The sequence below is a fragment of the Streptomyces sp. NPDC093261 genome (genome assembly GCF_044753645.1).
Taxonomy (GTDB): Bacteria; Actinomycetota; Actinomycetes; order Streptomycetales; family Streptomycetaceae; genus Streptomyces.
The window spans coordinates 221,364-240,899 of sequence record NZ_JBIVNO010000006.1 but is presented as its reverse complement, the minus strand read 5'-3'; the positions used below and the strand labels follow the sequence as shown (position 1 = coordinate 240,899).

Sequence of the window (19,536 nt, the reverse complement as noted above, 5' to 3'; positions counted from 1 at the left end):
AGGTACCAGGACGTAAAGTGTTCTCGCGCACGCCAGCGAGAACAGCTCGCATCAAGAACCTCCGTCTTCCCCGCACAGGAGGACGGACCGAGGAACCGGCGCTCTCTGCCCTGACTGCTCCGGATCCTCGACCTTCGGCCGGCCGGGACCGCACACCCCGCGGCCGTTGCTGCTCCGGGCTGCGGTGCCGGGAGGGTTGAGGGTCCCTCCCAGGCGCCGCGGCCCGCGGGTGTCTCCGGGCCCCTCTCGCCGTACTACGGCCTCAGCCGCTCTGGCCGATTTCGAGCGTTGCCGCAGCTCCCGGGTACCCTCGCAGACGTGCCCTCCATGAACGAACTGGTCCGCCAGCACACCGCCCTCAGCGACTCCGACCTGGAGTGGCTCCATCTGCTGGTGTCGGAGTGGCAGCTGCTGTCCGACCTCTCCTTCGCCGACCTGGTCCTGTGGGTGCCCACGCGGGACGGCACCCGGTATGTCTCGGTGGCGCAGATGCGTCCCAACACCGGCCCCACCTCCTACCAGGACGACATGGTCGGCCACCTCGTCCCGCGCGGCCGCCGCCCCATGCTGGACGCCGCCCTGGACGAGGGCCGGATCGTGCGCGAGGGCGATCCCGAGTGGCGCGAGGAGGTCCCGGTCCGGGTCGAGTCCATCCCCGTACGACGCGAGGGGCGGGTCCTCGGCGTCATCGCGCGCAACACCAACCTGCTGACCGTGCGCACCCCGAGCCGCCTGGAGCTCACCTACCTCCAGAGCGCCTCGGACCTGGCGCAGATGATCGCGGCCGGTGCCTTCCCGTTCCCCGACCAGCAGGTCGACATGGACGCCTCGCCGCGCGTCGGCGACGGTCTGATCCGCCTCGATGCGGACGGCATCGTGCAGTACGCCTCGCCCAACGCCCTGTCGGCCTACCACCGCCTGGGCCTGGCCTCCGACCTGGTCGGCCAGCACCTCGGCCAGATCACCGCCGAACTCGCCCCCACCCGGGGCCCCGTGGACGAGGCGCTCGCCAAGGTCGCCAGCGGCTGGGCGCCGCGCGAGTTCGAGATCGAGGCCCATGACGGGGTGATCCAGTTCCGCGCGATTCCGCTCAAGCCCAAGGGCACCCGGATCGGTTCGCTGGTGCTGCTTCGAGACGTCACCGAACTGCGGCGCCGCGAGCGTGAGTTGATAACGAAGGACGCGACCATCCGGGAGATCCACCACCGGGTGAAGAACAACCTCCAGACGGTCGCCGCCCTGCTCCGTCTCCAGGCCCGCCGTATCGAGTCCGAGCGGGGACGGGAGGCGCTGGAGGAGGCGGTTCGGCGGGTCGGCTCCATCGCCATCGTGCATGAGACGCTGTCTCAGAACCTGGACGAACGGGTGGAGTTCGACGAGATCGCCGACCGGGTGCTGGCCATGGTCGCCGAGATCTCGCCCGGCACGGTCACCGGCCGGCGCAGCGGCCGCTTCGGCATCCTGGACGCCGAGGTCGCGACCCCGCTCTCCATGGTGCTCACCGAGGTCCTCCAGAACGCCCTGGAACACGGCTTCCGCCAGGGCGACACCGGCACCGTCGAAGTCTCGGCGGTCCGCGGCGGTACGACGAAGGAGGCCCGGCTCCTCGTCACCGTCCAGGACGACGGGGTGGGCCTGCCCGAGGGCTTCGACCCGCACACGGCGGGCAACCTCGGTCTTCAGATCGTCCGGACGCTGGTGGAGGGCGAGTTGGGCGGCGCCTTCGACATGGTCCCCGCCCCGGGGCGGGGGACGCGGGTGATCCTGGACATCCCGGTCCGGGCCCCCAGCTGATCCGGGAGGCGCCGCCGCCCGGACCGCCGTCCGCACAGCAATGAGCCCCGGACCACAAGTGGTCCGGGGCTAAAGCTCAGTTGCCAGCTATTGCTGCGCACCGGGGGTACTGCGCGCTGCGGCTCGGGGGCGGGAGATGCGTACTCGCTGCACGCGCCGCCAAGCTCAGGCTCGTACGGGGTGGGTGTGTCAGGCGGAGGCCTGACGGGCCCGGTTGCGGGCGGCGCGGCGCTTCATGGCGCGGCGCTCGTCCTCGCTGAGACCACCCCAGACGCCGGAGTCCTGACCGGACTCGAGCGCCCACTGCAGGCACTGCTCGATAACCGGGCAGCGACGGCAGACGGCCTTGGCTTCCTCGATCTGCAGCAGCGCGGGACCGGTGTTGCCGATGGGGAAGAAGAGCTCGGGGTCTTCCTCGCGGCAAACGGCGTTGTGACGCCAGTCCATGGCTGCTACCTCTCTTGGTATTACGTGCAGATTGCTTGTGAATGTGAACGCTTTCACGAATCCCTCAACAAGTGAAGGGCCGATCGTCAGACTCACTGACGTGGTCCTGTGGATTGAGGAGGGGTTCGGGCTCTCTGTGGGGGCCGATGGTGCGTGCCGCCCCGAGCGCCACGTAGAGACTCGCAAACCTCAGCGGCGGATACAACCCCTTCCGAAAAGTTTTTTTTGATTCCTTGGTGTCGACTAGGTCACAGCCGTACTTCCAAGGGGTGGATGCTGGCCTAAACGTTCGAGTGAAAGGACTTTGGCGCCTTCTGCTCACACAATCACACGCAGTGCACGGCGTACGCCTGTGAACGTCACGCTGGTGCGCAGTCCGAGGTGGTCCCCGTCCATCTGGAGGGGCAGCGGCACCTTCGAATGCAAGGTGAAGCCGCTCAGGTCGTGCAGGGAGACCACATGCCTGCCACGGGGGCCGCGCTCGGGGGACGAAGTGAGCAACTGGGTTGCATACCGGGCAATGGAGGTCGTCGACATACGGCTGAGACCGAGTACGTCGAGTCCGGTATCGAACGAGGCCTTAGGGGACGCGTACACCGGACGATTGCCGAGAAACGTCCACGGGGTCGTGTTGCAGATTATGGACAGGACGAGATCCTCGATCGGCTCCTCGCCGGGCCGCTCCAGGGTGATCGTTCCATGCCTGCGATGCGGTTCGTCCAGAAACTGGCGCAGCACTTGGCGCAGATACAGCGCATGGGTGGAGCGCCTGCCCCGCTCCCGCTGCTGTTCGACCCGGCCCACCACGCCCGCGTCGAAGCCCAGGCCGGCGTTGAAGGTGAACCAGCGGGAGGGCACCGCCTCGTCCTCGGTACCCGGGGTGCCCTCGGCCAGACCGAGGCCGACCGTGCGCTCGCGGCCCTCGCGCAGGGCGTCGAGGATCGCACCGGTCGCCTCCACGGCGTCGTTGGGCAGGCCGAGGGCGCGGGCGAAGACATTGGTCGAGCCGCCGGGCACGACGCCGAGGCGGGGGAGCCGGCCGGGGTCGGGGCCGTGGTGCAGCAGGCCGTTGACGACCTCGTTGACCGTGCCGTCACCGCCGAGCGCCACGACCAGTTCGATGTCCTCGCTCTCCGCGGCCTGGCGGCCGAGGTCCCGGGCGTGCCCCCGGTATTCGGTGGTGACCGCCTCGAGCTTCATCTCGCTCGCCAGCGCGTGGATCAGAACGTCACGGGTACGTGCGCTTGTAGTGGTTGCCGCCGGATTGACCACGAGGAGTGCACGCATGGGTTGCAGGTTACCTACTCGGCGGTACTCGTCCCAGGCCGAGGTAGGGATCGGGTAAGAGGAGGGGGAGTGGCCTTGAGCACAGCGGGCCGGGAAGCGACCCCGGTGCGGCGGCCGTGTCGGTGCGTGCCCGCCCCGCCGGCCGGGTCCGGCGCGAGGGCTACCCTTCTGGGGTGAGCGCTGAGCAGAACCCGACCTCCCCGGCCCCCGACGCCGGGCCCCGTCCCGTGCGGCTGACCGTCGCGGCGGCACTCGCCGGACTGGAGGGTCTCGCCCTCTTCGTGGGCGGTGCATGGATGCTCGTCCTGGGCCTCACCGGCTCGCCGGACGACCGCCGGCAGGCCGTCACCGGCGGTGTCACCCTCATCGTGCTCGCGCTGCTGCCCCTGCTGGCCGCGCGCGGTCTGCTGCTGCGGCGCGGCTGGAGCCGGGGGCCCGCGGTCATCACGCAGATCATGGCGCTGCCGGTGGCGTACAACCTGCTCCAGGCCGACAGTGTCGCGATCCCGGGCGGCATCGCGCTCGCGGTCGTCGCGGTGGCGGCCCTGGTGCTGCTCGTGAACCCGGCGACCACGCGGGCGCTGGGCATCAGGGGGCCCGGGAACGTACAGGACCAGAAGGAGTAGCGGACGTCGGCGGCACGGGCCGCCGGGGCGCGCACTCCAGGGCGACCGGGATCCGGTCGCCCTTCGTCACTCCTCGACCAGCAGCTTCTCCCGTAGCTGGGCCAGGGTCCGGGCCAGCAGGCGCGAGACATGCATCTGGGAGATGCCGACCTCCTGGGCGATCTGCGACTGCGTCATATTGCCAAAGAAGCGGAGAAGCAGGATCCGCTTCTCTCGTGGCGGAAGGTCCTCGAGCAGCGGCTTCAGCGACTCGCGGTACTCCACGCCCTCCAGCGCCTCGTCCTCCGCGCCGAGCGTGTCCGCGACCGCCGGGGACTCGTCGTCCGTGTCGGGGACGTCCAGGGAGAGCGTCGAGTACGCGTTCGCGGACTCCAGGCCCTCCAGGACCTCCTCCTCCGAGATGGCCAGCTTCTCGGCCAGCTCATGGACCGTCGGGGAGCGGCCGTGCAGTTGGGACAGCTCGGCCGTGGCCGTCGTGAGGGCCAGACGCAGCTCCTGGAGGCGCCGCGGCACCCGTACCGCCCAGCCCTTGTCGCGGAAGTGGCGCTTGATCTCGCCGACCACCGTCGGGGTCGCGTAGGTCGAGAACTCGACGCCGCGCTCCGGGTCGAAACGGTCCACCGACTTGATCAGGCCGATGGTGGCGACCTGGGTCAGATCGTCCAGCGGCTCGCCGCGGTTGCGGAAGCGGCGCGCGAGGTGCTCGACGAGCGGCAGATGCATACGGACCAGCCGGTTGCGCAGCTCCGCGTACTCCGGGCTGCCCTCCTTCAGCTTGCGCAGCTCGACGAACATGGACCGCGCCCCGCTGCGGTCCAGTGGGCCGTGCTGGGCGCCGCCCGGCACGCTCTGCTCGGCGTTTCGCTCGTGCTCGCTCATCGTCCCGCCCGTCACCCTTCCCCGCGCTCTCGGCTCCGCCCCCACTCTCGACTGCGCTCGAGCGGGGGGACCCCCATGAGCCGGGGAGGCCCCACTTCCTCCAGAGGGCGTGCTCCGCGGGGCGCCGTCCGGATCCCGTCCTGTGCCGCCCCGTACGGAGAACGCCTCCTCGGTCCCGGCCGCCCCCGCCTGCGCGGGTGCCACGACCGCCGAAGTGTCGTCCTCCGGATGCGGACGGGCCTGCTCCGGGATGCCGTCCACACCGCCCGCCGTCCGCCGCGACCCGTTGGGGCCGTCGGCACTCCCGGCGGAGAGTTCTCGTGTGCCGCGCTCTTCGTCCCGCACCGGCCCGTCCCCGTTCCTCACGCCGGCCCGGGTCCCGCGCCGCGCTGTTTGTAGAGGCTGATGGACACGGTCTTGTCGTCGGCGACCGCGGAGGAGACCTTGCCTGCCAGGGCCGACAGCACGGTCCAGGCGAAAGTGTCTCGTGACGGAGCGTGACCGTCCGTGGTCGGAGCCGCGACCGTGACCTCGAGCGAGTCGTCGATGAGCCGGAAGACGCAGCTGAGCACCGAGCCGGGCACGGCCTGCTGCAACAGGATCGCGCAGGCCTCGTCGACCGCGATGCGCAGGTCCTCGATCTCGTCGAGGGTGAAGTCCAAACGGGCCGCGAGACCGGCGGTGGCCGTACGCAGCACCGACAGGTAGGCACCAGCTGCCGGCAGCCGGACTTCCACGAAGTCCTGGGTCGCGGGCTCGCCTGCGATCTGGGACACCCTCACCTCCAAGGTGGTACAAGCTCTTTCGGGGGCCGAGGGTCGCCCCCCGGGGTAACGTCCTATGTGGTTCCGCGGTGACGCTATCGCGCTACCGGCTTTTCTGTCCCCGCGACCCCGGCCCCTTGCTGTCACTCATAGTAAACCTATGTATACGCACAGTGGCTAGGGGTCTGCGGGCCCAATCGGGAAGAGCGCGCGCCGGTTTGACGTACCCAGGCGTCACACCGTCGAACCGTCCGGATCCAGGGTCACACGAGTACATGGTCGACGAAGCACCAGCGCCATTCCTCACCCGGCTCGAAGGTGCGCATCACCGGGTGGCCGGTCTCCGTGTGGTGCGCCGTCGCATGCCGCAGGGGCGAGGAGTCGCAGCAGCCGATGTGTCCGCACTCCAGGCACAGCCGCAGTTGCACCGGGTCGGTGCCCGCGGCGAGGCACTCCAGGCAGGTCTCGCTCCGGGGCTCGGGTTCGGGGTGCGGCAGCGCGTTGGCGTGCGTGCACTGTTTCATGATTGCCAGGTTACGACGGGTCCGCGGAAAGCCGCGCGAATAGGGAGGGGCGGGCGCAGGACATGAACGTGTTGCCGCTGCTGTTGCTGGTCGCGGGCAGTGCGGCCGTGGCCGGAGGCGCGCGCCGCACCCCTGTGCCCGCGCCGCTGCTGCTGGTGGCGGCGGGACTCGCGGTGTCGTATGTGCCCGGGGTGCCGGAGTACACGCTCGACCCGGACGTCGTCCTGCCGCTGGTGCTGCCGCCGCTGCTGTACACGGCGGCCGCCGACAGCTCGTATCTGGATCTGCGGGCGCAGATGCGGCCGGTGGCGCTGCTGTCCGTCGGGTACGTGCTCTTCGCGACGTTCCTGACCTTCACCATGGTGATCGGCACCCTGGTGGTGCAGGGGCTGACCCTGCCCCTGCTGATCCGCGTGCTCGGACTGCCGGGACGCGACCCCCAGGCGGAGACCCTCGCCGAGGCGAACGCCCAGGCGCAGGCGTCGCGGGCCGCCGAGCAGCACCTCGACGCACTCCTGGACGACGAGCGCAACGCGTTGCCGCCGCCGCTGGCCGACCGTCTCCGCACGGTCCTGGAGCGCCGGCGCAACGCCGTGTGGGAACGTCTCGGCTCGGTGAACCCGGTGACCGGCGAAACGGTCGACGACACCTACCGCCGGCTGTCCCGGGAGATGATCGGCACCGAGCGGGAGGTCTTCGTCAGGCTTCGCAACCACCGCTACATCGACGACGAGATGCTCCGCACGCTGCTCAGACGCCTGGACCTGGAGGAGGCGGCGGCCTATCGCGAGACCGCGTGACCCAGGACCGGGACGCCCAGGGTCAGGAAGGGGGGAAAGGGGTTCCGGTGATCACCGCGGCAAGGGTCGTTCCCCGCGGAAACGCGCCCTCCTCGGTCAGGGTGACCAGCCCGTACAGCAGCTTGGCGACATAGAGACGTTCCACCGGCAGGGCGTGGCGCGACTCGAAGTCCCGGGCGAAGGCGTCGAGTTCGCCGGTCGTGCGGGCGTAGCCGCCGAAGTGGAAACGGGTGTCCACGGACCAGGTGCCCCGGCGGCCACCGAAGGCCAGGGTCTGGAGGGCGGCCGTCTCGCCGGCCAGGAAGTCACCCTTGAGGACCGCGACCCCGAGGGCCTGCTGTTCCGGGGCCAGCCCCGCCGCCAGTCCGGCCAGCGTGCCCCCCGTGCCGCACGCCACGGCGACCACGTCCGCCCGGCCGCGCAGTTCCTCGCCGAGCGCCCGGCAACCGCGCACGGCGAGGGAGTTGCTGCCGCCCTCGGGCACCACATACGCCTCCTCGGCGTCCGCCGCGCGCAGCACGCCGGCCAGGACCTGTGGCTCCGACACCCGTCGATAGGTCGATCTGTCGACGAAGTGCAGCCGCATTCCGTCGGCCGCGCACCGGGCGAGGGAGGGGTTGAGCGGGCGGTCGGCCAGCTCCTGGCCGCGGACCACGCCGACGGTGTGCTGCCCGAGCAGCCGGCCCGCCGCGGCCGTGGCCCGCAGATGGTTGGAGTACGCGCCGCCGAAGGTGAGCAGGGGGCGGCCGGCCGCGGCGCGCAGGTTCGGGGCGAGCTTGCGCCACTTGTTGCCGACCAGGTCCGGGTGGATCAGATCGTCCCGCTTGAGCAGCAGCCGGACTCCATGGCGTGCGAAGCGCTCGTCCCCGACCTCCCGCAACGGTGACGGCAGGCGCGGACGCAGCACGTCCACATCGGGCACCTGGCGTCGGCTCGGCACATCGGGGCTGGTCACCTCGCCATTGTCGGACAACCGGTGTCCTGGGCGGACGCCTGGTGCGGTCGGACGCCGGGGTCACTTCAGCCGGTCGCGGACCCGCTCCCTGAGGAGGTCCATCGCGAAGCCCCTCGGGTCCACCTTGCCGGGCTGCCACTCCAGATGTCCGATCACCGAGCGCTCCGACCAGCCGTGGTGGCGGCAGACCGCCGCGCTCACCCTCGCGATCGCGTCGAACTGCGCGGCGGGCCAGACGTCCACGCCGTCACCGAGGTTCTCGCACTCGAATCCGTAGAAGTGACGGTTGCCGTCGGTGTCCGCCTCGTCGGGCTCGGGCAGCGCCTTCTCGGCGACGACCGCGCGCAGCACGTCGTCGTCGCCGAGGCCCGCGTGGTTGGCGCGGCCATAGCCCACCAGGTGCACCAGGCCGTCCTTGGTGATCACGCCATGGCACAGCGGTCCGGGCAGGTCCGGCCGGCCGTCACGGCACAGGGCCACGGTCCGCTCGGCTCCGGTGGTCGCCGTGTGGTGGATCATCACCCCGTGGACCGGCCCCCAGGGGCCCTTGTGGTTGCGGTTGCGATGCTCCCAGTCACCGACCTCGACGACCGTGGCGCCCTCCGCGCGGAGCCGGTCGAGGAACGTGCCCGCGGACATGGGTGGGGCCATGGCCGTCTCCCTCGTGCTGCGTGACGGCCGCCGGTCGCGCCCGCCTCGTACCGCAGCTTGTACCGGCGACCGCCGGAACCGGACCAGTCGTTCGCACGGTGTGCGAGCCGATCCGGTCAGCGGAGGATGGACCGATGATCGGCCGAACCGGCCGGGCGGTGTCCGGCCCGCGCCCGGGCACCTGGCGGCGGCCCGGGGCGGATGCTCGACGAGGTGCCTCAGTGTGCCCGGGCGGACGTTGATCCATTCCCGCTCTTTTGGGTAATGGCATCGGCACTCTCCGTGCTGGGACGCTTTTCCCGCAGATCAGATGCGTGATCGGGAGGGGCAATATCCATGTCGGTAGGCGAAGAGGTCCGTGCCGAGCAGAACAAGCCGCAGCAGAGTCTGGGCACTGCGGCCGCTCGGAACCTGGCCACCACCACCAAGTCCGCACCCCAGATGCAGGAGATCAGCTCACGCTGGCTGCTGCGCATGCTGCCGTGGGTGGGTGTGCAGGGCGGTACCTACCGGGTGAACCGCCGCCTGACCTACTCCGTGGGCGACGGCCGGGTGACGTTCGTGAAGACCGGCGACCAGGTCACGGTGATCCCCGCGGAGCTGGGTGAACTGCCGGCCCTGCGGACCTACGAGGACCAGGAGGTGCTCGGCGAACTCGCCCAGCGCTGCCAGCAGCGCAGGTTCGCACCCGGGGACGTGCTCGCCGAGTTCGGCAGTCAGGCCGACGAGGTGTTCCTGCTCGCGCACGGCAAGGTGGAGAAGATCGGCACCGGCCCCTACGGGGACGACGCGGTGCTCGGCGTCCTCGCCGACGGCGCCTACTTCGGCGACCAGGCCCTGCTCGACCCGGACGCCATCTGGGAGTACACGGCCCGTGCGGTCACCGCCTGCACGGTGCTCGCGCTGCCCCGCCGGGAGGTCGAACTGGTGGCGGACCGCGCCCAGTCGCTGCGCGACCACCTGCACCAGGAGCGCTCGGCCCCCGAGCAGCAGACCAACAAGTACGGTGAGAAGGCCATCGACCTCGCCGCGGGCCACAGCGGCGAGCCGGACATCCCGCACACCTTCGTCGACTACGAGGCGGCGCCCCGCGAGTACGAGCTGAGCATCGCCCAGACCGTCCTGCGCATCCACACACGCGTGGCCGACCTCTACAACCAGCCGATGAACCAGACCGAGCACCAGTTGCGGCTCACGGTCGAGGCGCTCAAGGAGCGCCAGGAGCACGAACTGATCAACAACCCGGACTTCGGGCTTCTCAGCAACTGCGAGTACGACCAGCGGCTCCAGCCCCATGACGGGGTGCCGAGCCCCGACGACATGGACGAACTGCTCAGCAGGCGCCGCGGCACCAAGCTGTTCCTCGCGCACCCGCGCGCCATCGCCGCCTTCGGCCGGGAACTCAACAAGCGCGGACTCAACCCGGAGACCATCGACATCGGCGGCAACCGCATCCCCACCTGGCGCGGGGTCCCGATGTTCCCGTGCAACAAGATCCCGGTCACCGAGGCCCGTACGACCTCGATCATCGCCATGCGCACCGGCGAGGAGGAACAGGGGGTCGTCGGACTCAGGCAGACCGGCATCCCGGACGAGATCGAACCGAGTCTCTCGGTGCGCTTCATGGGCATCAACGAGCAGGCGATCATCAGCTACCTGGTGACGGCCTACTACTCGGCGGCGGTCCTGGTGCCCGACGCGCTGGGCGTCCTGGAGAACGTCGAGATCGGCCGCTGGAGGTGACCCCTTCGACGCTCGACCACTCCCGGCGCGCTCCCGTGGCCCGGTCGCCGCGCACAAGCGGCACGCCGTGTTCCCGGGCCCCCGGGCGGGTACACCTTCCCGGTGCGCGCCCGGTGGCGGAGGCCTCTCCGTCCGCAGACTCTTCGAGGCGGTCCCATGGGTGAGTTCATGACGGAGCCGAAACAGGGCCCCACACGCCGGCGGCGGAGCGCGTCGGTCCCGGCGGGGCGGCACGCCCCGCTCCCGGGCCCGGGGCAACCGCTCGACGGTCACGAGGCCCTGGCGATCCTGGAGCGCACCCGTGCCTCGGTCGACCCGGAGCTGCGCCGGGCCGTGGACTCGCTGCCCGGCTCGATACGGCGGATCGCGCTCTACCACTTCGGCTGGCAGCACGCGGACGGCACCCCGGCCGCCGGCAACGCGGGCAAGGCGATACGGCCCGCGCTGGTGCTGACCGCGGCGCAGGCGCTCGGCGGACGGCGGTCCACCGCAGTCCGGGCCGCCGCGGCCGTCGAACTGGTCCACAACTTCACGCTGTTGCACGACGACGTGATGGACCGGGACACCACCCGCAGACACCGTCCCACCGCCTGGACCGTGTTCGGTGACGCCGACGCGATCCTCGCGGGGGATGCCCTCCAGGCGCTGGCCCAGCAGTTGCTCGCCGAGGATCCGCACCCGGCGTCGGCGGCGGCCGCCGCCCGGCTCGCGGCCTGCGTCGTCGAGCTGTGCGCCGGGCAGCAGTCGGACACGGCCATGGAGCGGCGCGGCCCCCACGAGGTCACCCTCGAGGAGGTGCTCACCATGGCCGAGGCCAAGACGGGTGCGCTGCTGGGCTGCGCCTGCGCGCTGGGGGCGCTGTACGCGGGAGCCGACGACGCGGATGTCGAGGCGCTGGACGCGTTCGGCCGCGAGGCCGGGCTGGCCTTCCAGCTCATCGACGACGTGATCGGGATCTGGGGGGACCCGAGCCGCACCGGCAAGCCGGCCGGGGCGGACCTGATGGCCCGCAAGAAGTCACTGCCGGTGGTGGCCGCGCTCGCCTCCGGCACCCCGGCCGCCGCGGAGCTGGCCGAGCTGTACCAGGGTCCCTACGAGGAGGGGGAGTTGGAGCGCACCGTGCTGGCCGTCGAGCGGGCGGGCGGCCGTGACTGGGCGCAGGTGCAGGCGGCCGACCGGATGGGCAGGGCGATGCAGGAGCTGTCCCGGGCGGTGCCCGACCCGGAGGCGGCGGGGCCGCTGCTGGCCCTGGCCGAGTTCGTGACCCGGCGCAGCACCTGATCACCGCGAAACCCCGGAGCCACGGCCCGTACGGCTCCTGACTCCGTACGGCAACCGGTGGCTCCGGTCCGGGCGGCCCCGCGCGTCCTCACGGTGCGCGGGGCCCCGCCTCCTCCCGCGGACCGCGCCCGGGGGGAGCCGCCCGGGACATGGCAGGCGTCGCGCCCCGGGCCCGCCCTACGCTGAGGTCATGGGCCGCCAGGAGCACGTCTGTCCGTGGTGCGGGCAGCCCCTCGCCACCGTCGTACGGCGCCACAAGACGCTGGGCGCCTTCGTCCCCGTATGGCGTCCCGGTCCCTGCCGCAATCCACGGTGCCCGGCCTTCGTGGCCCGGGAGTCCGGGGCGCTGTCGGAGCCGGGCCCTAGGGTGGGCGCCATGTCCGAACCTCTGCTGCACCTCACCGAGCGCTCCCTGTGGGAGGCGGCCCGTACCACCGGCGTCTTCGAGATGGCGACGCGCGGCGTCACCCTCCGGGAGGAGGGCTTCATCCACTGCTCGCTGCGACACCAGGTGGCCCGTGTGGCGCGCTGGGTGTACGGCGGGTACGAGGGGCCCGACGAGCTGGTGCTGCTCGTCATCGATCCGGAGCGCCTGACGGCTCCGGTGCGCTACGAGGCCGTGAAGCCCGGCGGTGAGGAGTTCCCGCACGTCTACGGACCGATCCCGGTGTCCGCCGTGGTGGACGTGGAGGTCTGGGACCGCGGGGCGGCGACGCAGGAGTGACCGCGGCGGGGGGAGGACGCGGGGTGTGGCGGTGGGTGGCCGGGGTGTGGGCGGCGCTCGTGCTGGTGGGCGGGGGACTCACGCTGTGGCTTCAGGACCAGAACGAGCCGGATCCCCCCGCCCGCTGGGAGCGTGCGCCGGCACCTGGGCTGTCCGCCGAGGTGCACGGCACGGCGTGTCCGACCCAGGGCGCTTTCGGGGAGCCGGTGATCGTGGTCTGCCTGGACGCGAGCGCGGCCGCCCGGCTGAATCCCGGACATGCGCCGTGACCGCGCCCCGGGTCGGCGGGAGGGGCGTGAAAGGCGCCGGAGCCGGTCCGTGTGAGGAGCGCCGCGTCAGGAGCGCGGGCGTTCCGTGAAGCGCAGCAGATTGCCCGCCGGGTCGCGGAAAGCGCAGTCCCGTACGCCGTAGGGCTGGTCCATGGGCTCCTGGAGGACCTCCGCACCGGACGCCTGGACGCGGGAGAAGAGGGCGTCGCAGTCCTCGGTGGAGAAGATGACCCCGCGCAGCACGCCCTTGGCGAGCAGCTCGGCCATCGCCTGGCGGTCGGCGGGGGAGAAGTCCGGGTTCGCCGCCGGAGGCTCCAGGACGATCTCCACGTCCGGCTGAAGGGGGGAACCCACGGTCACCCAGCGCATCCCCTCGAAGCCGACGTCGTTGCGCACCTCCAGGCCCAGGACATCCCGGTAGAAGGCGAGCGCCTTGTCATGGTCGTCGACGGCGATGAAGCACTGGGAGAGTTTCACGTCCATGGCACCACGCTAGGCCCGTCGCCGGACTGCCGCCCGCCCTTCCGGCGGATGTCCCCGCTGTTCGGACAGTCGAGGGGCGTCCGACGGCAGGAGGGAACTGGTGCCCCGACAGGCACCGTTCGCCCCGTCGCCACATTGCCTGCCAGGCGCTAGAGCTGAGTGCGTGGATCGGTCCGTGTGTCGCCGGACCGGCCCCGGCGCGGCCGCGTCAGGCTCTTCGCCACGCACGGCGGTATCGCCGCACCCTGTTCGTGCGACCGCGCACGGTACGCGCTCGGGGTCTCGCCCACCAGCTCCGTGAAACGGGAGCTGAACGACCCGAGGGACGTACACCCCACGGCGAGGCAGACCTCCGTGACGGTCAGATCCCCGCGCCGCAGCAGCGCCTTGGCCCGCTCGATCCGACGGGTCATCAGATAGCCGTACGGCGTCTCCCCGTACGCCGCGCGGAAAGTGCGCTGGAAGTGTCCCGGCGACATCAGCGCGGTACGCGCCAGCGCCGACACGTCCAGCGGCTGCGCGTACTCCCGGTCCATCCGGTCCCGCGCCCGCCGCAACCGGATGAGGTCGTCCACGTCCACGCCGTTCAGCATCGCATGGACCACCGACAACGGGACCCGCTCCGGCGGCATCCCCCCGGCCCCGGCAGTCGGCCCCGGGGCGCGGAAGGCCCGGACAAGGTCCGCCCGCTCTGTGAAGGCGATGCGCAACGCCTGCGACGGCGGCCGGGCGCGGGCGAAAGGCCCGTTCGGCCGGCGCACTCGGCGGCCCACGATCCACGCGATGGCCGGGTGAAGAAGACCGCACCCGGGCCGTCAAGGACACCGTGTTCGGCGGCCTGCGGACCGGGTGCGGGCAGTGGACCAAGCGACCGAAGAAAATCGCAGGTCAGTCGGCATGATCGAAGATCAGGCCTTCTTGGTCTCCCAGAAGATCTTGTCGATCTGGGCGATGTAGTCCAGCGCCTTCTGGCCCGTCGCCGGGTCCGTCGACGCCTTGGCGGCCGAGAGGGCCTTCAGGGTGTCGTTCACCAGCTGGTGCAGCTCCGGGTACTTCTCGAAGTGCGGGGCCTTGAAGTAGTCGCTCCACAGCACCGAGACGTGGTGCTTGGCGAGCTCGGCGCGCTGCTCCTTGATGACGGTGGCGCGGGCCTGGAAGTGCGGGTCGTCGTTTGCGGCCATCTTCTCCTGGATGGCCTTCACCGAGTCCGCCTCGATGCGGGCCTGGGCCGGGTCGTAGACGCCGCAGGGCAGGTCGCAGTGGGCGCTGACCTTGACCTTGGGGGCAAACAGGCGGGAAAGCATGAAGCTGTCCTTCCTCGTGATCGTCTTCTCAGGTGGGACATTACTCCGTAGGGGACTGGTTTTCGCGAGTGCCCCCATGGGCTTACGACAAAAGTCCGGGGTGAAACTGGGACTGGTGGAGGATCGGACCGGGGAGGTGCCGGTGATGCCGGAGCTGTCGCAGGAGATCGAGCGCACGAGGGCCCTGCTGCCGTTCGGGGCGGCGGAGGTCAGGGGGCCGTCCATGGTGCCGACGCTGCACCACGGGGACCAGCTGCTGGTCCAGTACGGGGCCAGGGTCCGGCCGGGCGACGTGATCGTCCTGCGGCATCCCTTCCAGCAGGACCTGTTGGTCGTCAAGCGGGCCGTGGAACTGCGCGAGGGCGGCTGGTGGGTGCTCGGCGACAATCCGTACGCGGGCGGGGACAGCACCGACTACGGCACCGTTCCCGAGGAGCTGGTCCTCGGGAGGGTGTGGCTGCGCTACCGGCCGCTCAGGGAGGGTCAGCGCTCGCCGCTCGCGGTGCTGCGCTGGGCGCTCACGGCGGCCCGGCCCGTGCCGGCCGACCGGTCGGCCTCCAGGCGCTTGCGGGCGCGGTAGGCGGCCACGTTCGCGCGGGTGGCGCAGCGGTCCGAGCAGTACCGCCGGGAGCGATTGGTCGAGGTGTCGAGGTAGGCGTTGCGGCACGGTGCGGCCTCGCACAGGCCCAGGCGGTCCACGCCGTACTCGGTGAGGTGGAAGGCGAGGCCCATCGCCGCGATCGCCGCGAAGCCGGCGGTCGCGTTCGACGGGTGGTCCGCGAGGTGCATGTGCCACAGCGGGCGGCCGTCCTCGTCCCGGTGGTCGTGCCCGGAGATCTGCGGACTCACCGGGAACTCCAGGAGCAGGGAGTTCAGCAGGTCCACCGCGAGTGTCTCGTCGCCCTGGTCCGCCGCCTCGAAGACCGCGCGCAGCCGGGCCCGGACCGAGCGGAATCGGGTCACGTCGGCGTCGGTGGCGCGGCGGGCCGCGGACTGGTTGGCGCCGAAGAGGTCGCGCACGGCCTCCACGGAGGTGAGCGAGTCCTTGCCCCGGACCGGCTCCTCGCTGTTCACGAGACGTACGGCGTAATCCGAGTAATAGGCCAGTTCCACTTGTAGTCCTTACCGGGGCGTTCTATGGTCGTCGATGGGGTCGGGTAACAGACGATCGTGCATCAAGGGTATTACGCGACGGGATGACGGAGGCTCGCGATGGCGGACACGGAGACCACGGCGGGGACCGACTGGGGCGCCTGGCAGGAGAGCTGGGACCGCCAGCAGGAGTGGTACATGCCCGACCGCGAGGACCGCTTCCGGATCATGCTCGACATGGTGGAGGCGTTCGTCGGCGACACGCCCCGCGTCCTCGACCTCGCCTGCGGCACCGGAAGCATCACGGCCCGGCTGCTCGCCCGCTTCCCCCAGGGCACCAGCACCGGCGTCGACCTCGACCCCGCGCTGCTGACCATCGCCCACGGCACGTTCCGGGGTGACGACCGGGTCACCCTCGTCGAGGCCGACCTCAAGGACCCCGACTGGCCGGCGCGCCTGCCGTACGACACGTACGACGCGGTCCTCACCGCCACGGCCCTGCACTGGCTGCGCACCGACCCCCTCGAGGCCCTCTACGGCCGGATCGCGGAACTCGTCCGCCCCGGTGGCGTCTTCATGAACGCCGACCACATGATCGACGACACCACGCCCCGGATCAACGCGGCCGAGAGCGCCCGGCGGCGCGAGCGCAGGGACCGGGCCCTGCGGGACGGCGCCCTGGACTGGGCCGAGTGGTGGCAGCTCGCGGCCGAGGACCCCGTGCTCGCCGCACCGACCGCCCGCCGCTTCGAGATCTACGGTGAGCACGCCGACGGCGATACGCCCTCCGCCGCATGGCATGCGCGGGCCCTGCGCGAGAAGGGCTTCGCCGAGGCCCGCCCGGTGTGGTGCTCCCCTTCGGATACGCTGCTGCTCGCCCTCAGGTAGACCTCCGGGGGCGGCGCGCACGCGGAGGGGGCGGTACGGGAGATCCGTACCGCCCCTTCACGGCGTACTGCCGTAACGCCCCTACCCCTAGAGCACCTTGGACAGGAATGACTGCGTCCGCTCGTGCTGGGGGTTCGTCAGGACCTCCCGCGGGTTGCCCGACTCGACCACCACGCCGCCGTCCATGAAGACGAGCGAGTCGCCCACCTCGCGGGCGAAGCCCATCTCGTGGGTGACGACCACCATCGTCATGCCGGACTCGGCGAGGTCGCGCATCACATCGAGGACGTCACCGACCAGCTCCGGGTCGAGAGCCGAGGTGGGCTCGTCGAACAGCATCAGCTTCGGGTCCATCGCGAGGGCACGCGCGATGGCCACGCGCTGCTGCTGGCCGCCGGAGAGCTGCGAGGGGTAGTGCCCCGCCCGGTCCGCGAGGCCGACGCGCTCCAGCAGCTGCATCGCGCGCTCCCTCGCCTGGGCCTTGCTCACGCCCTTGACCTGGACCGGCGCCTCGATGACGTTCTCCAGGGCGGTCATGTGCGGGAACAGGTTGAAGCGCTGGAAGACCATGCCGATGTCCCGGCGCTTCATCGCGACCTCGCGGTCGCGCAGCTCGTACAGCTTGTCGCCCTGCTGCCGGTAGCCGACCAGCTCGCCGTCCACGTACAGCCGGCCCGCGTTGATCTTCTCCAGGTGGTTGATGCACCGCAGGAAGGTCGACTTGCCCGAGCCGGAGGGGCCGATGAGGCAGAACACCTCGCCGGACCTCACCTCCAGGTCGATGCCCTTGAGGACCTCCACCGCGCCGAAGGACTTGTGGACCCCCTCGGCCTTGACCATGGGGACGGTCGTGTCCTTCACGGGAGCGTCGTCCTTCGTGAGCTTCTCGGTCATGCCGCGCCTCCCTTCGGACGGCCGATGGAGAACATGTTGGCCTTGACCTTCTGCCAGGGTGTCGGCGGCAGCTGTCGGCTGGAGCCCCGCGCGTAGTAGCGCTCGATGTAGTACTGCCCCACGCTCAGGATCGACGTCATGATCAGGTACCAGGCGGCGGCGAGGAAGTACATCTCCACCGGGGCGCCGGAGGTCTGGCCGATGTCCTGGGCGTAACGGAAGAGTTCGGGGAACTGGACGGCCGCCACGAGCGAGGTCGTCTTCAGCATGTTGATCACTTCGTTGCCGGTCGGCGGCACGATCACCCGCATCGCCTGCGGAATGATGATCCGGCGCAGGGTCTTGCCGTGGCTCATGCCCAGCGCGTGCGCCGCCTCCGTCTGCCCCTCGTCCACGGCGAGCAGCCCGGCCCGGCAGATCTCCGCCATGTACGCCGCCTCGTTCAGACCCAGGCCGAGCAGCGCCGTCAGCAGCGGCGTCATGAAGTTCGACCAGTAGTCCTTGTAGAACGGCATCAGGTTGATGTACTCGAAGACCAGGCCCAGGTTGAACCAGAGGAAGAGCTGGACCAGGACCGGGGTGCCGCGGAAGAACCAGATGTAGAACCAGGCGATGGACGAGGTCACCGGGTTCTTCGACAGTCGCATCACCGCGAGCACGATGCCGCCGACGATGCCGATCAGCATGGACAGGACCGTCAGCATGAGGGTCTTGCCCACACCCGTCAGGATGCGGTGGTCGAAGAAGTAGTCCGGTACGGCATGCCAGTTGATCCTGCCCTGGCCGAACGCGTAGATGATCGCGACGAGGACCGCGATGGCGACGAGGGCGGAGACGTACCGCCCGTAGTGCCTCACCGGAATGGCCTTGATGGCCTCCGCGCCGGCCGGGGGAGTGTTCCGGGTCCCCGCCGTCTTGTCGATGTCAGCAGTCACGGTCTTGCCTTTCAGCGGCCGCGGAGCAGCGGTCACTTGCCGCCGTTGATGACGGACTCCTTGGTGGCACCGTCCTCGGCGCCCCACTTCGTGAGGATCTTCCGGTACTCGCCGCTCTTGATGATCGCGTTCATCGCGGCCTGAAGGGCGTCCCGCAGCTGGGTGTTCTCCTTGGAGACCGCGATGCCGTACGGGGCCGCCTCGACCTGGTCGCCGACGAGCTGGAAGTCCTTGCCGCCGCCCGAGGTCTTCACCGCGTACGCGGCCACCGGGAAGTCGGAGGAGGCGGCGTCGGCGCCGCCGGAGCGCAGCCGGGTCTGGGCCTGCTGGTCGTCGTCGAAGGCCTCGATGGTGATCTTCTTGCCGCCCGTACACTTCTTGGTCTCGCTCTTGGCGAGGTCCTCCGACACGGTGCCCCGCTCCACGGCGAGCTTCTTGCCGCACAGGTCCGACCAGGTCGCGATGGAGCCGGTGTCGCCCTTGCGCGCGTAGATCGAGACACCCGCGGTCAGGTAGTCGACGAAGTCGACGCCCTCGCCCACCTTCTTGCCGGTGTCGGGGTCGACACCCTCCTGGCGGCTCTTGTTGTCGGTCATCGCGGACATCGCGATGTCATAGCGCTTGGAGCGGATGCCCGTGAGCAGGGCGTCGAACGTGCCGTTCTCGAACTGGAACTTCACGCCGAGCTGCTTGCCCATGGCGTCCGCGAGGTCGGGGTCCAGACCGACCGTCTTGCCGGAGCCGTCCTTGAACTCGACCGGCGCGTACGCGATGTCCGAGCCGACCTTGACGACTCCCGCCTGGCGGATCGACGCGGGAAGCTTGCCGGCCAGCGGGGCGGAGGCCGCCGAGGCGCTGCCCGAGTCGTTGCCCTTGCTCTTCGTCTGGTCACCGCAGCCCGTGAGCAGCAGGGTGCCCGCGACCGCGACGGCGCCGACCGCGGCTATCCGGGAGCGCATGGCGGTCGAACGACGGGTGGAGCTTGCGGTCATGGTGGGTTCCTCCGGCGGGATGAGTGATGCCGATGGGTCGACGAGAACACACACCTTCGGGTGTCGCGACCTCGTGTGGTTGAGGCATCTTGCCATTCGGTCGCGCATATTCAGGGGCGATGCCATGTCAAAATCGGATAACGGGCGACCCCCGAACCGCGCTCGGAGCGCCGATCACAGCCGGGCTTTTGCGGGAATCGATCC

The 19,536-nt window shown here is 70.6% G+C and carries 23 protein-coding genes; 9 read left to right on the top strand and 14 right to left on the bottom strand.

Annotated elements, in window-relative coordinates; translation table 11 throughout:
• Nucleotides 1-327: 327 nt before the first annotated feature.
• Nucleotides 328-1,794 carry a PAS domain-containing sensor histidine kinase gene (locus ACIP94_RS16555; protein WP_402425713.1) on the top strand — a complete coding sequence of 489 codons (1,467 nt, stop codon included), beginning with the start codon at nt 328-330 and terminating at the stop codon, nt 1,792-1,794.
• 189 nt (nt 1,795-1,983) lie between these two features.
• On the opposite strand, the gene ACIP94_RS16550 is transcribed toward ACIP94_RS16555, so the two are convergent.
• On the bottom strand, nt 1,984-2,241 hold the full coding sequence (locus ACIP94_RS16550) for a WhiB family transcriptional regulator (protein WP_003992873.1): 258 nt from the start codon (nt 2,239-2,241) through the stop codon (nt 1,984-1,986).
• Between the two features lie 318 nt (nt 2,242-2,559).
• Nucleotides 2,560-3,528: a diacylglycerol/lipid kinase family protein gene (locus tag ACIP94_RS16545; RefSeq protein ID WP_402425520.1), complete on the bottom strand. Its 969-nt coding sequence runs from the start codon at nt 3,526-3,528 to the stop codon at nt 2,560-2,562.
• Nucleotides 3,529-3,701: 173 nt separating this feature from the next.
• Between ACIP94_RS16545 and ACIP94_RS16540 the strand changes: the two genes are divergently transcribed.
• Complete coding sequence (locus tag ACIP94_RS16540) at nt 3,702-4,154, top strand: hypothetical protein (protein ID WP_402425517.1); 453 nt, start codon at nt 3,702-3,704, stop codon at nt 4,152-4,154.
• 66 nt (nt 4,155-4,220) lie between these two features.
• Here ACIP94_RS16540 and ACIP94_RS16535 read toward each other — a convergent pair whose 3' ends face one another.
• The 3 genes from ACIP94_RS16535 to ACIP94_RS16525 form a co-directional block, all read right to left on the bottom strand.
• Complete coding sequence (locus ACIP94_RS16535; protein ID WP_402425515.1) at nt 4,221-5,399, bottom strand: SigB/SigF/SigG family RNA polymerase sigma factor; 1,179 nt, start codon at nt 5,397-5,399, stop codon at nt 4,221-4,223.
• Complete coding sequence (locus ACIP94_RS16530) at nt 5,396-5,809, bottom strand: anti-sigma regulatory factor (RefSeq protein WP_055492491.1); 414 nt, start codon at nt 5,807-5,809, stop codon at nt 5,396-5,398. The genes ACIP94_RS16535 and ACIP94_RS16530 overlap by 4 nt, the downstream gene beginning before the upstream one ends.
• A gap of 251 nt (nt 5,810-6,060) precedes the next feature.
• Nucleotides 6,061-6,321 (bottom strand): UBP-type zinc finger domain-containing protein, encoded by a 261-nt coding sequence (locus ACIP94_RS16525; protein WP_402425511.1) that lies wholly within the window; start codon nt 6,319-6,321, stop codon nt 6,061-6,063.
• Nucleotides 6,322-6,383: 62 nt separating this feature from the next.
• On the opposite strand from ACIP94_RS16525, the gene ACIP94_RS16520 reads away from it, so the two are divergent.
• Nucleotides 6,384-7,121, top strand: a complete 738-nt coding sequence (locus ACIP94_RS16520; protein WP_402425509.1) for a hypothetical protein — start codon at nt 6,384-6,386, stop codon at nt 7,119-7,121.
• A gap of 22 nt (nt 7,122-7,143) precedes the next feature.
• Here ACIP94_RS16520 and ACIP94_RS16515 read toward each other — a convergent pair whose 3' ends face one another.
• Complete coding sequence (locus tag ACIP94_RS16515) at nt 7,144-8,076, bottom strand: 1-aminocyclopropane-1-carboxylate deaminase/D-cysteine desulfhydrase (protein WP_402425506.1); 933 nt, start codon at nt 8,074-8,076, stop codon at nt 7,144-7,146.
• Nucleotides 8,077-8,136: 60 nt separating this feature from the next.
• Complete coding sequence (locus tag ACIP94_RS16510) at nt 8,137-8,727, bottom strand: N-acetylmuramoyl-L-alanine amidase (RefSeq protein ID WP_402425503.1); 591 nt, start codon at nt 8,725-8,727, stop codon at nt 8,137-8,139.
• Between the two features lie 336 nt (nt 8,728-9,063).
• On the opposite strand from ACIP94_RS16510, the gene ACIP94_RS16505 reads away from it, so the two are divergent.
• The 4 genes from ACIP94_RS16505 to ACIP94_RS16490 all read left to right on the top strand — a co-directional run bounded on the left by ACIP94_RS16505 (nt 9,064) and on the right by ACIP94_RS16490 (nt 12,744).
• Nucleotides 9,064-10,470 carry a family 2B encapsulin nanocompartment shell protein gene (locus ACIP94_RS16505; protein ID WP_402425501.1) on the top strand — a complete coding sequence of 469 codons (1,407 nt, stop codon included), beginning with the start codon at nt 9,064-9,066 and terminating at the stop codon, nt 10,468-10,470.
• 168 nt (nt 10,471-10,638) lie between these two features.
• Nucleotides 10,639-11,751, top strand: a complete 1,113-nt coding sequence (locus ACIP94_RS16500) for a family 2 encapsulin nanocompartment cargo protein polyprenyl transferase (RefSeq protein WP_402425498.1) — start codon at nt 10,639-10,641, stop codon at nt 11,749-11,751.
• Nucleotides 11,752-12,127: 376 nt separating this feature from the next.
• The gene (locus tag ACIP94_RS16495; protein ID WP_402425496.1) at nt 12,128-12,475 is read left to right on the top strand and encodes a DUF952 domain-containing protein; all 348 of its coding nucleotides are present in this window, start codon (nt 12,128-12,130) and stop codon (nt 12,473-12,475) included.
• 23 nt (nt 12,476-12,498) lie between these two features.
• On the top strand, nt 12,499-12,744 hold the full coding sequence (locus ACIP94_RS16490) for a hypothetical protein (RefSeq protein WP_402425493.1): 246 nt from the start codon (nt 12,499-12,501) through the stop codon (nt 12,742-12,744).
• A 66-nt stretch (nt 12,745-12,810) separates the two neighbouring features.
• Here the strand turns inward: ACIP94_RS16490 and ACIP94_RS16485 are convergent, their stop codons facing one another.
• The 3 genes from ACIP94_RS16485 to sodN all read right to left on the bottom strand — a co-directional run bounded on the left by ACIP94_RS16485 (nt 12,811) and on the right by sodN (nt 14,531).
• Nucleotides 12,811-13,227 carry a VOC family protein gene (locus ACIP94_RS16485; protein ID WP_402425490.1) on the bottom strand — a complete coding sequence of 139 codons (417 nt, stop codon included), beginning with the start codon at nt 13,225-13,227 and terminating at the stop codon, nt 12,811-12,813.
• Nucleotides 13,228-13,376: 149 nt separating this feature from the next.
• Complete coding sequence (locus tag ACIP94_RS16480; protein WP_402425488.1) at nt 13,377-13,820, bottom strand: helix-turn-helix transcriptional regulator; 444 nt, start codon at nt 13,818-13,820, stop codon at nt 13,377-13,379.
• Nucleotides 13,821-14,135: 315 nt separating this feature from the next.
• Complete coding sequence (gene sodN / locus ACIP94_RS16475) at nt 14,136-14,531, bottom strand: superoxide dismutase, Ni (protein ID WP_055492501.1); 396 nt, start codon at nt 14,529-14,531, stop codon at nt 14,136-14,138.
• Nucleotides 14,532-14,676: 145 nt separating this feature from the next.
• Between sodN and sodX the strand changes: the two genes are divergently transcribed.
• Entirely contained in the window at nt 14,677-15,111 is a 435-nt protein-coding gene (gene sodX, locus ACIP94_RS16470) for a nickel-type superoxide dismutase maturation protease (protein ID WP_402425711.1), read from the top strand.
• On the opposite strand, the gene ACIP94_RS16465 is transcribed toward sodX, so the two are convergent.
• Entirely contained in the window at nt 15,015-15,644 is a 630-nt protein-coding gene (locus tag ACIP94_RS16465) for a CGNR zinc finger domain-containing protein (RefSeq protein ID WP_402425485.1), read from the bottom strand. The two genes, sodX and ACIP94_RS16465, sit on opposite strands and share 97 nt — an antisense overlap.
• Nucleotides 15,645-15,743: 99 nt before the next feature.
• Between ACIP94_RS16465 and ACIP94_RS16460 the strand changes: the two genes are divergently transcribed.
• Entirely contained in the window at nt 15,744-16,511 is a 768-nt protein-coding gene (locus ACIP94_RS16460; protein ID WP_402425482.1) for a class I SAM-dependent methyltransferase, read from the top strand.
• A gap of 87 nt (nt 16,512-16,598) precedes the next feature.
• Here the strand turns inward: ACIP94_RS16460 and ACIP94_RS16455 are convergent, their stop codons facing one another.
• Genes ACIP94_RS16455 through ACIP94_RS16445 form a run of 3 tightly spaced genes read right to left on the bottom strand, consistent with a single transcriptional unit; the run spans nt 16,599 to nt 19,332 of the window.
• Nucleotides 16,599-17,405 (bottom strand): amino acid ABC transporter ATP-binding protein, encoded by an 807-nt coding sequence (locus ACIP94_RS16455; protein ID WP_402425479.1) that lies wholly within the window; start codon nt 17,403-17,405, stop codon nt 16,599-16,601.
• Nucleotides 17,402-18,340 carry an amino acid ABC transporter permease gene (locus ACIP94_RS16450; RefSeq protein WP_402425476.1) on the bottom strand — a complete coding sequence of 313 codons (939 nt, stop codon included), beginning with the start codon at nt 18,338-18,340 and terminating at the stop codon, nt 17,402-17,404. The genes ACIP94_RS16455 and ACIP94_RS16450 overlap by 4 nt, the downstream gene beginning before the upstream one ends.
• A gap of 32 nt (nt 18,341-18,372) precedes the next feature.
• Nucleotides 18,373-19,332, bottom strand: a complete 960-nt coding sequence (locus ACIP94_RS16445; protein ID WP_402425474.1) for an ABC transporter substrate-binding protein — start codon at nt 19,330-19,332, stop codon at nt 18,373-18,375.
• Between the last annotated feature and the right edge of the window lie 204 nt (nt 19,333-19,536).